General features: G+C 37.1%; 11 protein-coding genes. 6 read left to right on the forward strand and 5 right to left on the reverse strand.

Going from position 1 to position 14,479, the window contains the following annotated elements; genetic code table 11:
* Positions 1–44: 44 nt before the first annotated feature.
* The gene (locus tag EKM68_RS12180) at positions 45–842 is read right to left on the reverse strand and encodes an FAD:protein FMN transferase (protein WP_125591085.1); all 798 of its coding nucleotides are present in this window, start codon (positions 840–842) and stop codon (positions 45–47) included.
* Between the two features lie 138 nt (positions 843–980).
* Positions 981–2,273, reverse strand: coding sequence for a nucleobase:cation symporter-2 family protein (locus EKM68_RS12185; protein ID WP_125591086.1), 1,293 nt, complete (start codon positions 2,271–2,273; stop codon positions 981–983).
* A gap of 218 nt (positions 2,274–2,491) precedes the next feature.
* On the opposite strand from EKM68_RS12185, the gene EKM68_RS12190 reads away from it, so the two are divergent.
* From EKM68_RS12190 to EKM68_RS12200, 3 genes are all read left to right on the forward strand, one after another.
* The gene (locus EKM68_RS12190; protein ID WP_125591087.1) at positions 2,492–3,928 is read left to right on the forward strand and encodes a C69 family dipeptidase; all 1,437 of its coding nucleotides are present in this window, start codon (positions 2,492–2,494) and stop codon (positions 3,926–3,928) included.
* Between the two features lie 130 nt (positions 3,929–4,058).
* On the forward strand, positions 4,059–4,982 hold the full coding sequence (locus tag EKM68_RS12195; protein WP_125591088.1) for a DMT family transporter: 924 nt from the start codon (positions 4,059–4,061) through the stop codon (positions 4,980–4,982).
* 25 nt (positions 4,983–5,007) lie between these two features.
* Positions 5,008–6,012 (forward strand): D-2-hydroxyacid dehydrogenase, encoded by a 1,005-nt coding sequence (locus EKM68_RS12200; RefSeq protein WP_125591089.1) that lies wholly within the window; start codon positions 5,008–5,010, stop codon positions 6,010–6,012.
* Between the two features lie 21 nt (positions 6,013–6,033).
* Here EKM68_RS12200 and EKM68_RS12205 read toward each other — a convergent pair whose 3' ends face one another.
* On the reverse strand, positions 6,034–6,387 hold the full coding sequence (locus tag EKM68_RS12205) for a hypothetical protein (RefSeq protein ID WP_125591090.1): 354 nt from the start codon (positions 6,385–6,387) through the stop codon (positions 6,034–6,036).
* Positions 6,388–6,555: 168 nt separating this feature from the next.
* Between EKM68_RS12205 and EKM68_RS12210 the strand changes: the two genes are divergently transcribed.
* From EKM68_RS12210 to EKM68_RS12220, 3 genes are all read left to right on the forward strand, one after another.
* Positions 6,556–7,563 (forward strand): D-2-hydroxyacid dehydrogenase, encoded by a 1,008-nt coding sequence (locus EKM68_RS12210; RefSeq protein ID WP_125591091.1) that lies wholly within the window; start codon positions 6,556–6,558, stop codon positions 7,561–7,563.
* Positions 7,564–7,935: 372 nt separating this feature from the next.
* Entirely contained in the window at positions 7,936–9,063 is a 1,128-nt protein-coding gene (locus tag EKM68_RS12215; RefSeq protein ID WP_164509441.1) for a 5-methyltetrahydropteroyltriglutamate--homocysteine S-methyltransferase, read from the forward strand.
* Between the two features lie 257 nt (positions 9,064–9,320).
* Positions 9,321–9,707: a YxeA family protein gene (locus EKM68_RS12220; RefSeq protein ID WP_125591093.1), complete on the forward strand. Its 387-nt coding sequence runs from the start codon at positions 9,321–9,323 to the stop codon at positions 9,705–9,707.
* 33 nt (positions 9,708–9,740) lie between these two features.
* On the opposite strand, the gene EKM68_RS12225 is transcribed toward EKM68_RS12220, so the two are convergent.
* Both EKM68_RS12225 and EKM68_RS12230 read right to left on the reverse strand, forming a co-directional pair.
* The gene (locus EKM68_RS12225; protein ID WP_125591094.1) at positions 9,741–11,585 is read right to left on the reverse strand and encodes an SLAP domain-containing protein; all 1,845 of its coding nucleotides are present in this window, start codon (positions 11,583–11,585) and stop codon (positions 9,741–9,743) included.
* A gap of 112 nt (positions 11,586–11,697) precedes the next feature.
* The gene (locus tag EKM68_RS12230; RefSeq protein WP_164509439.1) at positions 11,698–14,370 is read right to left on the reverse strand and encodes an SLAP domain-containing protein; all 2,673 of its coding nucleotides are present in this window, start codon (positions 14,368–14,370) and stop codon (positions 11,698–11,700) included.
* Positions 14,371–14,479: the final 109 nt, after the last annotated feature.

The raw sequence follows: 14,479 nt of genomic DNA on the forward strand, positions 1-14,479 counted from the left end.
ATTTTTAAGAAATTAAAAATCTCCCAACGTTTCTTGAGAGATTTTCATTTTAGAAATATTTTTTTATTTGTACTGACTGACCCATCTCGAAAATTGACGATTCCCAGCTTTTTGTCAACAAACATCCCGGTCAGGTCTGCTCTAACAATCATCTCAGGAAACAATTCCGTCCCGGCGGAGATTCCCGCATTGGCCCAGACGACCGAATCAGTCAAATCACCACTAAGAATTGTTACCTGTTCCATTTCGCTAGCCCGGCTACGAGGGACTTTTTCAAAATTCAAATTATTCACCGTTGCAATCGCACCATTTTGTAAATAATAACTACTTAAGTTCGTATCGGTATTAGGTTTGTTGATATTGACACTCCACCGATAATCAGAATTTCTCCGTGTTGCCAATTTGATATTTTCACCACTTTTGAATGAGACACCTTCGATATCATCTATACTCAATAATGGTTTGAGATAACTATCAAACAAACGCTCCATTGCCCATCCTTTGATAATTCCAGTTGGATCATACTTGCCATTAAAATAGGCACTGTAATAATGTTGTGTCATTTGTTCAGCGATAATTGTCTTGTCATAGACCAACTGAAACGGTTCGGAATTGATCAACGGATCTTGATCACCTTTTTGAAATTTTGAAACCATAGAATCTTTCTTCTCAATGGAAAAATCATCATCGATCTCATGTAGGTCCATTTCAATATGGTGTTTAGTATCATCCAAAATATGTTGAATTGATTCGTCAGGATTAGTCGTCGCTAACACGATATTAAAGGTAGTATTCATTTGCTTAATTGCTGAAGTTAGATAGTAATATTTTGTTTCTGTCATATAAATTCTCCTTTATAGTTTTATATATTATTTATATTTAATTTTCTATTTAAAGAAATTATATCGGCAGAATGTGAACAATCTATGATGCAACTTTGGTGTAAATAAGAAAATTTAGCGAATAAAAAAAAGAGCCCCTTAGGCCTCTTTTGTACGTGGATTTAACACGATATTTAAAATAATAGCTGAGAAACTACCGACAACTAATCCGTTATTCAAGATAGTTTGTAATGTTGATGGCAAGAAGTGTAACAAAGTTGGCTGAACGGTAACACCGAGTCCCAAACCAATAGCAACTGCCATGATCAACATATTTTCATTATTCATTTTCACCTTTGAAAGCATCTTAACTCCAGAGGCTCCAACGGTACCAAACATAATCAGCATTGCTCCACCCAGAACAGACGTTGGAATCAAAGTAGCGATTGCTCCCACCTTAGGAATTAATCCCAATAGAATAAGAAGAAAAGCTGAAAAGTAAACTGGTTTGTTCTTCTTGATACCTGATAATTGAACAATGGCAACATTTTGTGAAAAAGTCGAGTATGGGAATGTATTGAAAATACCACCAAGAATAGCCGCGATACCCTCAGATGCGTAACCGTGCTGTAAATCTTTTTCATTCAAATCACGCTTAGTTATTTCAGCTAAGGCATAGTAAACACCAGTTGATTCGATCATACATGTCAATGAAGCTAAAAGCATAATCAGAATCGATGACCATTCAAACTTAGGTGTTGCAAAATAAAATGGAATCGGTAATTGGAACCAATGTGCATTGTGTACACTTGAGAAACCCATCGTTCCCATTGCAATTGCTGCCAACGATCCGACGACGATACCGATCAGAACTGCAATTTGCTTAACGAAACCTCGTCCCCAAATACTAATAACCAAAATAATAAGTGCTGTAGAAAATCCTAAAATCAAATCAGTTGGATCACCAAAGTTTTTAGCAGTAGCATCGCCACCACCAATGTTTTGGAATGCAACTGGAATTAAGGTAAAGCCAATCAAAGTGATCAAAGAACCAGTGACAACTGGTGGGAAAAATCTCTTTAATTTAGCAAACATTTTGGAAATCAATAAAATGAAAATACCAGCAGCAATGATTCCCCCATACATATATGCGATACCAAAATGATGTCCAATATTTTGTAGCGGTGTTACATATTCGACAGCTGATCCCAAGACAACTGGCAATCCAATACCAGTCAATGGTGTACGCTTAATTTGAAGTAAGGTAGCGACCCCACACATAAAAATATCTACTGAAATTAAATAAGTCATTTGAGTAGAACTAAATCCTAATGCCGCACCAATCAAAATTGGGATCAAAATATCCCCAGAATACATGGCCAACAAATGTTGAAAACCGAGTAGCAGATTCTTCAAGAACGAATCTTCAGTTTTGAGTGTTTTTAAATCCATTCTGCACCTTCCCCAATAAATTAATGAAAATTAATTATAATAAACGAACAATATCTGCAATTGCAAGGGTTAAAGTTCGTAATTAGATATAATTTTAGTTGCTTAACATTAAAAATTATATCACTAATTCGGAATTAAATGGAATAACTATGTAAATGATAACCGTTTTCAAATATGATAAAATATAAATCAGTATTAAATAGGAGGATTTCATAATAATGAAGAAAAATCATTTGGATGACGCTTGTACAACTATCTTGGTTGGTAAGAACGCCAGTTTAGATGGATCAACTATGATTGCTAGAAATGACGATACATTTTTTGCAGTTGCACCACACAGTTTCGTATTGAATCCAGCTGTTGAAGGTGAAAAAGGCCGCAAAGTTAAGTCATGGCTCAACGGGTTTGAAGCCGAAGTACCTGAAAATGGCTACAAATGGCCTGCTGTTCCTAACGTAGACTACAAACAATTTGGTTACTACGATGAAAGTGGTATTAACGGTGCGAATGTTGCTATGTCAGCTACCGAAAGTACTTATGGTAACGAACGTGCTTTGGCCTTCGATCCACTTATTAAAGATGGTATGGACGAGGATGTTATCGTTCGTATGGTCCTACCTTATGTTGATTCAGCCAAAGGTGCTGTTCAACGTACTGGTGAATTGATTGCCAAATACGGTTCACCTGCTGGTAATTCAGTTCTATTCAGTGACAATGATGATGTTTGGTACATGGAAATCGTTTCTGGCCACCACTGGGTTGCACAACGTATCCCTGATGACAGTTATGCTGTCTGTGCTAACCGTGTATCAATTCAACAAGTTGACTTCAATGACCCTTCACAATTTATGTGGTCTGACGGTATTCAAGAATTTGTTGAAGCAAATCACTTAAACACAGATAAGACAGGCTTTAACTTCCGTCACATCTTCGGTACAGATAATATGAAGGATCGTCACTATAACACACCACGTGTTTGGTTTGGTCAAAAATTCTTCAATCCTGAAATAGAACAAGACCCCGAAGATGACGAATTACCATTCATCATGAAGACAGATCATAAGATCTCAGTTGACGATATCGAATACGTGCTTGGTTCACACTACAACGAGACACCATTCGACCCATTCAGTCCTGACGCTTCAGATGCTGACAAGTATCGCTACCGTCCAATCGGTTTGAACAGAACTCAAAACTCACATGTACTACAAATCAGAAACGATGTTCCTGAAGAATTCGCAGCTATCATGTGGTTATGTATCGGCTTCCCAACATACACACCATACATTCCTTTCTACACAAACATGAACGAAACAGATGCAAGCTTCAACGATGCGTCACTAGAGTTCAATTTCAAGGATGCTTACTGGATGTATAACGCCTTGTCAGTTCTCGTAGAATCAAAATACACTGACTTCATTCAAGACGATATCGATTTCCTAACAGAAGTTCGTCAAGACTTGCGTATGAGTGTTGCTGAAACTGACAAATTAGCTAAGAATTACACTGGTGACGAGTTAGTTGAATTCTTAACTACAAGAAACCAAAAAGTTGTTAAAGAAATGGCTGACAAGACTCACAAACTATTTGGACAACTTTATACAAAAGGTATCAACCTTTCAAAACTTACATTTAATATGGATAAGAACCTTTAATCGTTTCATAACGCCTGAGATAGTTTTTCTATCTCAGGCGTTTTTTGGGCAAAGTCATTTACTAAACTGTATAATGTTTCTATTAGTGTTTTTTATACAGAGCTAAGGGCTCGTTTTTAGGAGGAAAATTATGGATGAAAGTAAGAAAATGACTAAGAAAACCTTGCATAAAGGATTTCTCTTAGCTTTCCTTGCATCAGTTATTTGGGGTGTTTCTGGCGCTGTCCAACAGATCGTTGCTAAGGACAGTAACATTCCAGCCATGTGGTTCGTAGGAACCAGAACTTTAGTAGCCGGAATCATTTTACTAATAATTGCATTTTTTGTTTTACCAAAAAAAGAATTCTTTTCAATTTTTAAATCATGGAAGGATACATTGACGTTAATTGCCTTTTCAATCTTTGGTTTGTTCGCTAATATGTACACCTTCTTCTACGCTATTCAAACAGGTAACTCTTCAACTGCCACGATTCTACAATACCTATCACCACTATTCATCATGTTAGGAGCCGTTATCTTCACTCACAAAAAGGTTCTACGTATTGATGTGATCTCATTTGCATTAGCCTTGATCGGTGTTGTGCTCTTGATCACTCGTGGTGATATTTCTCACCTTGCTATTCCATTCGTATCACTTCTATGGGGTATCGGCGGTGGTATCACAGCTGCACTTTATATCGTCATACCACAACGATTAGTTGCGAAGCACAATGGTCTATTAGTAACTGGTTGGGGAATGTTGATTGCTGGTGTCTTCTCAAATCTATTTACCCCGATTTGGGTCAATCCACCACATTTATCAACTACAAGTTTAATCGGCGTTATAACGGTTATTCTTTTGAGTAATGTTATTGCCTTCTTATTGATGGTCTTCAGTACTAAGTACACAACTGCCGCAACTATCAGTATTACTGATGCAGTTCAACCATTCACCACCTTAGTGCTAAGTGTTATCTTCTTATCTTATAGTGTTAATCTTCCTGAAATCATCGGGGCAATAATCGTTGTCTTTGCTATCTACATACTAAATAGATATGATACTGATGGAGACTAATTAATACTAAGGAGATCGACAAATTATGAAAATTTTTGCTTACGGAATTCGTGACGATGAATTGTCATCATTGAGGAAGTGGGAAGCTGCTCATCCGGACTTCGAGGTCGGCTACACAGGCGATACTTTGACACCAGACACCGCAGCATTAGCTGAAGGTTCTAATGGTGTGATAACATTACAGACAACTCCATATGAACGTGAGGCATTAGAAAGACTGTCAGAATATGGCATCAAATCTATTTCCATTCGTAACGTAGGTTTCGATAATTTTGACTTCAAAGATTTGAATGACTTCGGTATGAAATTGACTAACGTACCAGTCTACTCACCTAATGCAATTGCTGAACATACAGTTCTATTGATGGGTAGATTGTTACGTCGTGTACCAGAAGTTGATGTAAAATTCGATAACGGTGACTTCACTTGGGCACCTACTATCGGTAGAGAATATCGTGAACAAACTGTCGGTGTTATCGGTACTGGTCATATCGGTCGTGTAGTGATTAAAATCTTGCAAGGATTCGGTGCTAAAGTCGTAGCTTACGATGTATACCATAACGCCGATATAGAAAAGCAAGGCTTGTACGTAGATAGCCTTGAAGAGCTTTATAAACAATCAGACATCATCACATTACATGTACCATTGTTTGATAGTAACAAATATATGATCAACGACGAAGCCATTTCTCAAATGAAAGACGGCGTTATAATCGTCAACTGTGCTCGTGGCGAATTGATTGATACCGACGCCTTGATTGCTGGCTTAGACAGCGGAAAAATCGGTGGTGCCGGTCTTGATGTTCTAGATAACGAAAACTCAGTCTTCGGACACAAATGGGGCAGTATTGATAACCTACCAAATCCTAAGATCAAGAATTTGGCCGAACGCATCAATGTTATCATCACACCTCACAATGCTTTCTATACTGAAACGGCCGTCCACAACATGATCACTGTTGCCTTTGATTCCAACAAGGCTTTGATCGATGGTGAAACGCCAAATAATTTGGTCGACACATCTAAATAATCGCAAACTAATAGACCTATCTCACAAGATAGGTCTATTTTTGTGCTGTTTGAACTGTTTAACATACTTAACAATGAGTGACCAAAGGGCAGGTATCCAGTATAGGTGATTAATAATCCCGATCAAGAGCAGAACCACTGCCCAGCCGCCGTCATTTTGATTCAGCTTTACAATCGCAAAGTAAATCAATAACTGTAATAACGAATAACCTACGAAAGTAATCAATCCTATAACTGACATGATCAAACTCCTTGATGTCATAAGTAACAAAGCTGAGTTTTGAAATATATGAAAGACTGTTAAAATTGCGGCTCCATTTGTAATAATCATAATGGCGAAGCCTAATAATTGTGGTAATGAATATTTTTTGGTCATGGTTAAACTCCTCCATCCCTACTCCCTAAAGAATAGCATAACTTTTCATTTTTTCATGAATTGACCATTTGCCCCTTTTTTTTTGTGAAAATTGCGTTACACTTAATTACACAGTTTATTAGAAATTATTAATGTTCTAATATATCTCACAGAAAGAAGGACTTATTTATGAAGATTTACGTATTTGGCGTTCGTGGTGGAGACGAAGAAGCTCCTCTAAAAAATTGGATGGCAGAACATCCCGAAGTCGAAGTTGGCTTTACACATGATATTCTGACACCTGACAATGCGAATTTAGCTAAGGGATATGACGGCGTGTGTGCCGTCCAACGTGAACCATATGCTCGTGAAGCACTGCAAATGCTCCACGACTATGGCATCAACAAATTATCAGTTAGAAACGTTGGTATTGATGGTTTTGATTTTAAGGACCTCAATGACTTCGGATTTACACTGACAAACGTTCCTGTTTATTCGCCTAATGCTATCGCCGAACACGCATCCTTCTTAGTAGGTCGCTTGCTTCGTCGTGTTCCAGAATTCGATGCCAAATTCCGTGCTGGTAACCTCAAGTGGTCACCTACTATTGGTACTGAAATTTCTGGCAAAACCGTTGGTGTTATTGGTACCGGACACATTGGTAGTGTCTTCGCCCGTATCATGCAATTTGGCTACGGTGCTAAAGTTATTGCTTACGATATTGACCCTAACCCAGCGCTTGAAAACTTGGGTATTTATGTTGATTCACTGGATGAGTTACTAGAACAATCCGATATTATCTCGATCCATACTCCTTTAGCACCACAGGACTACCATATGATTGACGCTGCTGCTATTTCCAAAATGAAACAAGGATCGTACTTGATCAACTGTGCTCGAGGCGGTTTGGTGGATACCGACGCTTTGATTGCTGGACTAGACTCTGGCAAAATTGCCGGTGCTGGACTAGATGTGCTTGACAACGAAAATGGTATTTTCCAGAAGGACTTCGGCAGTTTTGATGCCATTCCTAATGAAAAATTCAAGAATCTTGCTAGTCGTGACAATGTTATCATTACACCTCATACTGCTTTTTACACTAAACGAGCTGTTCATAACATGGTGTACGAAGCAATGGATACACAGATCAAATTGCTTAACGGTGAGATCACAAAAAATATCGTTGATACAAAATAATTTGTAAATTTAATTTGACAAAGAAATAAACATGGTGTAATTTATTCACCAATCAAATAATTAAAACTTATTTAATCCAATTAGACGTTGAAGAGAAGAGTAAGTTAATGAGTAGTTTGAATAGTGACCGCTAGATGGTGAAAAGGCGGAACGAAAACTTAACCGAAGATGAGCTTGGAGTCTTACCTAGGTGGGAGCCAAAGGTACGCAAGGATGCGATATCATCCCGGACATGTTAGTGTCGTTGAGGTATTTTGTGCAAGCAAAATATGAATTAGGGTGGTATCACGGTAATCGTCCCTACATCGCAGAGTAATTCTGTGTATGTAGGGGCGATTTTTTTTGGATTAAATATAGTTTACGGAGGAAAATATTATGACAAAAACACAAACAAAGATTGGATTTCAACATGTAGGAAGTTTCTTAAGACCAGATGTACTAAAACAAGCACGTAAAGATTTTGCTACCGGAAACATCGCTCAATCTGACCTGACAACTATCGAAAACGAATCGATCAAAGATTTAGTAAATAAAGAGATCAATGCTGGACTAGACTATGTCACTGATGGTGAATTTCGCCGATCATATTGGCATTTGGACTTCTTCTGGGGATTCGAAGGCATTGACCATATTCACTATGGTGAAGGTTATAATTTTGCGCATGAAGAAACACGTGACGATACAGCAATTCTTTCAGGCAAAATCAAGTTCAATAAGAACACTCACCCATTCATCAAACATTTTCAATTCTTGAAGTCATTGACCGATGGAACCGATGTGGAACCTAAGCAAACAATTCCTGCACCCGCTCAACTCTATATCGAATTGATCCGTGGAACAAACGCAGACAAGATCAAAGAATTTTATGATTCAGATGAAGCATTATATACTGACATTGAGCAAGCATATCACGATGCAATTCTAGCCTTCTACGATGAAGGTGCACGTATAATTCAACTTGACGACTGTTCATGGGGACTGTTCTTAGACGACAAGTTCCTAGCAACTCCCGATGGCAAAGCTTACGCTAATTCAGGTATTCAAAATATCTTACTCGAACTAAACAATGGCGCTATCAAAGACTTGCCGGAAGATCTAACCATCAATACTCATATCTGCCGTGGAAACTATCATTCAGATTTTGCCTTCGCAGGCGGCTATGGCCCTGTCGCTGACACTGTCTTTGCTAAAGAAAACGTTGATACATACTTCCTAGAATACGACTCCACTCGTGCCGGTAATTTTGAACCACTATCCAAAGTATCGGGTGACAAGCGCGTTGTTCTCGGACTTATCACTTCCAAAAAAGGTGAACTTGAGGATCGCCAAACTATTATCGACCGTATTAACGAAGCCAGCAAATATCTTCCACTAGACAGATTATGGCTTTCAACTCAATGTGGTTTTGCTTCAACCGAAGAAGGAAATGTCTTAACAGAACAACAAGAATGGGCCAAACTTGCTCTAGTAAAATCAATTCAAGAAGAAGTTTGGGGATAGTTAAATTTATAAAGTTAAATTTGTGTTAGCGCTTCCAAAATACGTTATAATAGACTTGTAAAGAAGTTAAATATATGTTGGAGGTGTTGGTCATGCTAAATATTATTGCTGATCTCTTCAATAAGATCGTGGACTATACAATCAACTTTGATTGGTGGGGAATTAAGTAGCTTACGATTTTGTAAGAAGAATGTAAGTGAAACAAATGTAGAATTAACCCAAAAAACTTTAGTATATTTCTCAGGAGGTAAGGATAAATGAGAAGTCTACTAAAGTTTTTGTTATTATCAGTTACTATTATAGGATTGGCATATGTTGGTGCATGTGCATATACAAAGGATCGTACCGATCAATTTTCACAGGCATTGGGACAATATAATTTCTTGGTCAAGAAGGAACCACGCTACGTTAAGATCGACAATGCCAAGGGTAAAGATGAAGATGGCTATGGAAATTATGACTATAATCTAACTAGCTACGATGACCAAGGTAATGAGCATCCTATTCAATTCACCGGTATGGGGAAGTTGAAACAAGGCCACTACTTAGAAGTAATGACTAAAGGTGCTTACGTTTATACTTACAAAGAAGTGTTCCAAAAAGATATGCCGAGTGATGTTTACAGTAAATTGCAGGTAGAATAAAAGCTATGGCCGCAGCCATAGCTTTTTTAGTATCTATAAGTTAATATCATCCGCCCTAACAAATTCGTTAGTTGCTATACGATAATATGTTTTTCCGTTAATATTTACAAATCTGTCTGATTTATATGCCGATTCTGCAGGCAATTGCTTAGTTGTCGCATTCCCACGTTCATCATAAACAGTCACAGCCTTGGTAGTTGTCACTACTTGTGAATTATATGTATATTCGTAGACACTGCTAGCCTTAACGAATTCATTAGTTGCAACACGGTAGTATTTTGCACCATTAATATTAACCGTTCTGTCAGATACCCAGTCAGTTGATGATTTAAGTGCACGACTGAGTGTTTTACCGTGCGCATTGACTATCTCACCATAATTATTGTTATAAACTCTGACATAAGCATTATCACTGACATAGACGTACACATCGCTAGCCTTTACCCATTGGTCTGTCGAAACACGATAGTATGTTGTTCCATTTAAAATCATCTTTTCATCATTATGTCGATTTACACCTGGATTAAGGAATGACCCCTCAATATTATTCCCTTCAGAATCATATATTTGAACTTTGGGTTTGTCGTTATATGTTGCAGAGGTTTGATCAATATTATCAATTTCACGGTCCGGTTCGGTGGTAGATGAGCCACCACCGTTGCTATTACCAGAACCATTACCATTACCACTAGATAATACATTAATCTTTTGAACAAATTGAACGTAACCATTTCCAAGATAATATTGGCGTGAAACAGCACCCGCATACGTGTCCCCATCTTTTACAGTGAGCTGTACGGGGTTTGATGTTCCTAAATTCATCCCATCAACATAACTATTCAGGAACTTCAGCGCAGTTGGACTCATTGCCACCTTAACGATTCGATAATAAGTTTTTCCCTTAGATGAAGAAAAAGTATTTCCTATTTCAATTGATTTTGCAGTGCCACTTTTATAATTAGGATCTGCTTTCAAAACATCATCCGTATCAAGTGCAAAACCCGCATTCTCAGCATCAGCGTAAAAGGTTCCATCCGTCTGAATATTATCTGCAATACCGACAGTATCACCCTTGAAGGAATCGTCAGTATCAATTAGTTTGACATCACCATCTGCAACATTCTGAATATCCTGAACAGAAGTGCCATCTTTGACTGAAATTTCAGTTGGATACTGGAGATCCGCTGATTTTATATCAGTATAATTATTGATTATATGAACATTCTTTGGACCCGCTACGGTTCCAAAAGTCATTTTTGTTGAACCAGTATCTGTGCCCTGTTCAAAACTCGTAAAATAATTAAGATTAAAATCAATCTTGAAAGAACCCTTTTTATCGATTACATTCTGTAAATCATCAGCATTAGTAATCAAATTTCCATTTTGATCAGATATTTTCATGACTATATAAATCAAATTATCAGTTAAATAAGCTGTGCTTGCATCGGATAATAAAGGCTTGGTACCGAATACACCAGCTCCGTTTAACTCTGAATATGGTACGACAGACGAACCATCAGTATTTCCAATACCTTTAGAAAGATCAAAACCATAGCTCATTAAATTGAAAAATGATGCCGCCTCATCGGCAGTATCTCCATAACTCCAGATTTGATTATTCATACTAACGCTAAGTTCTTTAGAAATACTCGTTATTTTATCGACATCAATGTTATCGATTATTTGTTGTATATCAGGACCATCTGCATTAGTTTTAGCAACTGGAATACTCCCAGATACATCTGATACAATCGCACTAGTATTTTCAGCTTTAACAGTATCAGGTGATACCCCAACCAATATCATTCCGCAAATCAAAGTCATGGTAGATGTTAAAATCCAATTATTTTGTGTTCTATGTGTCTTTTTGAGTTTCATGATATTCCCCCCTATTTATAAATTAATCATATACTTATGGGGTTCGTTTAGCACTTACTAATGTGGTAATAAAAAAGTATTTAGACTATTTGGTCTAAATACTTTTTGAAATTTATAAGTTAATATCATTAGCTCTAACAAATTCGTTAGTTGCGATACGATAATATATTTTTCCGTTAATATTTACAAATCTGTCTGATTTATACGCTGATCCTGCAGGCAATTGCTTAGTTGTCGCATTCCCACGTTCGTCATAAACTGTTGCAGCTTTGGCAGTTGTCACTACCTGTGATAGATACGTATATTCATAAACATCGCTAGCTTTGACGAATTCATTTGTAGATACACGATAGTACTTTTCACCGTCAATAGTTGCATACCTATCAGATACCCAGTCAGTTGCGGAAGCCAATTCACGGTTAGCAGTTGTTCCATGTGACTTGATTAGCTCGCCTAATACATCTTGATATACTCTGACATAAGTATCTTTACCAGTATAAACGTAGACATCGCTAGCCTTTACCCATTGGTCTGTCGAGACACGATAGTATGTTGTTCCGTTTAAAATCATTTTTTTATCATTATACCAACTGGTATTTGGATTTAAGAACGATTCAGCGAGCGCATTACCATCAGAACCATATAGTTGTACCTTTGGTTCATCATAATAAGTTGCGGAAGTTTGTTTGACATCATCTACTTCACTATCTGGTTCAGTTGTTGAAGAGCCACCACCATGATTACCATTGTCTGGTGCTACAGGCTTTTCATATGTCTTATAATATGCGTCGACAAAATCAATGTTATTATTTTCAGCTCCTGTAAAATTGGAATAATTATTAATATAATAATCCATAAGAGCATTTATAATAGTTTTTAAATTGGTTTCATCGGTTGACACACCAGCCTCTTCAGTGGCATCACTTATAGATCTAGAATAATCTCCTCCCACAAGTGCATCAATATTGATTGTTGTTTGATCCTTATCTAATGTCTTGTTAGTATTAGGAAGTTTGTCTAATGTCGACTGAAATACCGAGTCACTTTCAGCGTTCGTTGGATTTAATTGTAATACCCCTATTACTGAAGTATCTTTTGAGGGATCGTCATCGTAATGGATGTTTATTGTTAGATTATATGGTTCGATCACGTTGACGAAAACATTGAATACCTGATTGGCCCCCTTGGCATAATCCAAAGTTACCGTGTTTGGATCTGGAGTCGTATATCCGTCTAAAGGCGGAATATTGAATCTTGAACCATCAATTCCTGACAAATCACTTATTGTTTTTACGGGAGTATCCTTACTTGGATCTTGATCTTTTGTAAAATAATTTATAGTGTAATTAATTGTATCTTTGTCAACTAAACTCCAAGTTTGGGTTCCAGATTGAGGAGTATTATATAAATCTTCTAATTTCATACTTGAAATAGGTGTGGCTGTTGGATTTTTATCACTTACCCAACCTTTATACAAATCAGTATTGAATTCCAAATTAGAAGCTTCGCCCAGTCTTGCTGTTGAGTTTAACGTCAAACTTTTTATCTTTATGATTCTTCCAGTGACAGCTCCGAAATACAAAAATTGATAATTAGAATTACGGGTTGTCTCATTCATATCAAAATCTGAAAGATCCAAATCAACAAGATTTGCGTCTCCAGCAAATAAATTAGTTATATTAGTGGTATTCGACGCATCAACACCGCTCAAATTAATCGAGTTTAAGTGACTATATGAAAACATATTCTGAATATCTGCAGAGTGAAAATTAAAATTGTCTAAATTAGCTGTTTCTAGATTATTTGTGTAACTAAACATCCGCTGATAATCTGTTACTTTGGGTAAATCAACACCTGTAAGATCAACTGTTTTTAGACCAGAGGCATTGAACATCCCATTAACATCAACTGCATTGTGCATGTCTAAGGTTGAAAAGTCATAACTTGTTAGTGCCATATTACCAGTAAATACATTGTCAAAATATTCAGTCTTAGATGTATCTAATTCATCCTTCATATTTCCCAAATCAGTTAAGTATTCAAAACTTTGGAACAATGATGAAATTTTTGAACCTGCAGTAACCTTCCCATCAAAATAGATTGATTTTACTAAAAAAGCATTCCTAAATCCAAACTGATATTGGGTTGGATCCAGATCTGCCCAAGTTCCGGGCTCAATATGAAGAACGTTTTGACTGTTGATATACCACGAACTACCTAGTTGATCATCTGTATCACTTTTACCAACTTTGCTGTTGCCTTCGTCATTACTCGTTGCAAGATTAGTTGGATCATTAATTCCTGTAGTATCGACTGCAGCATTGGGTGCAACTTGTTGTGCCGCAGCTGTTTGAGCCTCATTATCAGTTGATGTAAGTGTACTTTGAATTCTTGAGGTCGGCTCAACCTTTGGTGTTGTCTGGATTGTATCAGTTTTGGATGTATTACCAACGGCAGTGTTGGTAGATACATCCGTATTTTCATTAATTTCTGTATTGGTACCATTAGCCGGTTGCTGTGGTTCATTATTGCTAGTCTCATTATCAACTGGTTCTGATTTAGTAACTGTATTTTCTTTTGAATCACTATTATTAGATTGACTGCTTGTCCCCGATGCTACAACGGTACTTACGTCAGCCTTAACAGTCGTTACCTGAGTTGATCCCAACAAGATCATTCCCCCAGCAAATGCTAAAGTGGATGCAACAATCCAGTTCTTACCTGACTTATATAATTTTTTTCTTAAAATTGCATTTGGTTTACGCTTCAATTGTTCAAATCTCATAATAATCGCCCTCCCCATTTGCCTCTAATACTGGTTCTATACTTTCTGGTATTGATGAATAATCAATACCAGTTTTTTTGTACTCTTTTAAAACAAAAAGAACATCACT

Source organism: Companilactobacillus jidongensis (assembly GCF_003946575.1).
Classification (GTDB): Bacteria; Bacillota; Bacilli; order Lactobacillales; family Lactobacillaceae; genus Companilactobacillus; species Companilactobacillus jidongensis.

Coding starts and splice junctions, on each gene's coding strand:
- EKM68_RS12180 (WP_125591085.1), bottom strand. CDS start 842: ATGACAGAAACAAAATATTACTATCTAACTTCAGCAATTAAGCAAATG.
- EKM68_RS12185 (WP_125591086.1), bottom strand. CDS start 2,273: ATGGATTTAAAAACACTCAAAACTGAAGATTCGTTCTTGAAGAATCTG.
- EKM68_RS12190 (WP_125591087.1), top strand. CDS start 2,492: ATGAAGAAAAATCATTTGGATGACGCTTGTACAACTATCTTGGTTGGT.
- EKM68_RS12195 (WP_125591088.1), top strand. CDS start 4,059: ATGGATGAAAGTAAGAAAATGACTAAGAAAACCTTGCATAAAGGATTT.
- EKM68_RS12200 (WP_125591089.1), top strand. CDS start 5,008: ATGAAAATTTTTGCTTACGGAATTCGTGACGATGAATTGTCATCATTG.
- EKM68_RS12205 (WP_125591090.1), bottom strand. CDS start 6,387: ATGACCAAAAAATATTCATTACCACAATTATTAGGCTTCGCCATTATG.
- EKM68_RS12210 (WP_125591091.1), top strand. CDS start 6,556: ATGAAGATTTACGTATTTGGCGTTCGTGGTGGAGACGAAGAAGCTCCT.
- EKM68_RS12220 (WP_125591093.1), top strand. CDS start 9,321: ATGAGAAGTCTACTAAAGTTTTTGTTATTATCAGTTACTATTATAGGA.
- EKM68_RS12225 (WP_125591094.1), bottom strand. CDS start 11,585: ATGAAACTCAAAAAGACACATAGAACACAAAATAATTGGATTTTAACA.
- EKM68_RS12230 (WP_164509439.1), bottom strand. CDS start 14,370: ATGAGATTTGAACAATTGAAGCGTAAACCAAATGCAATTTTAAGAAAA.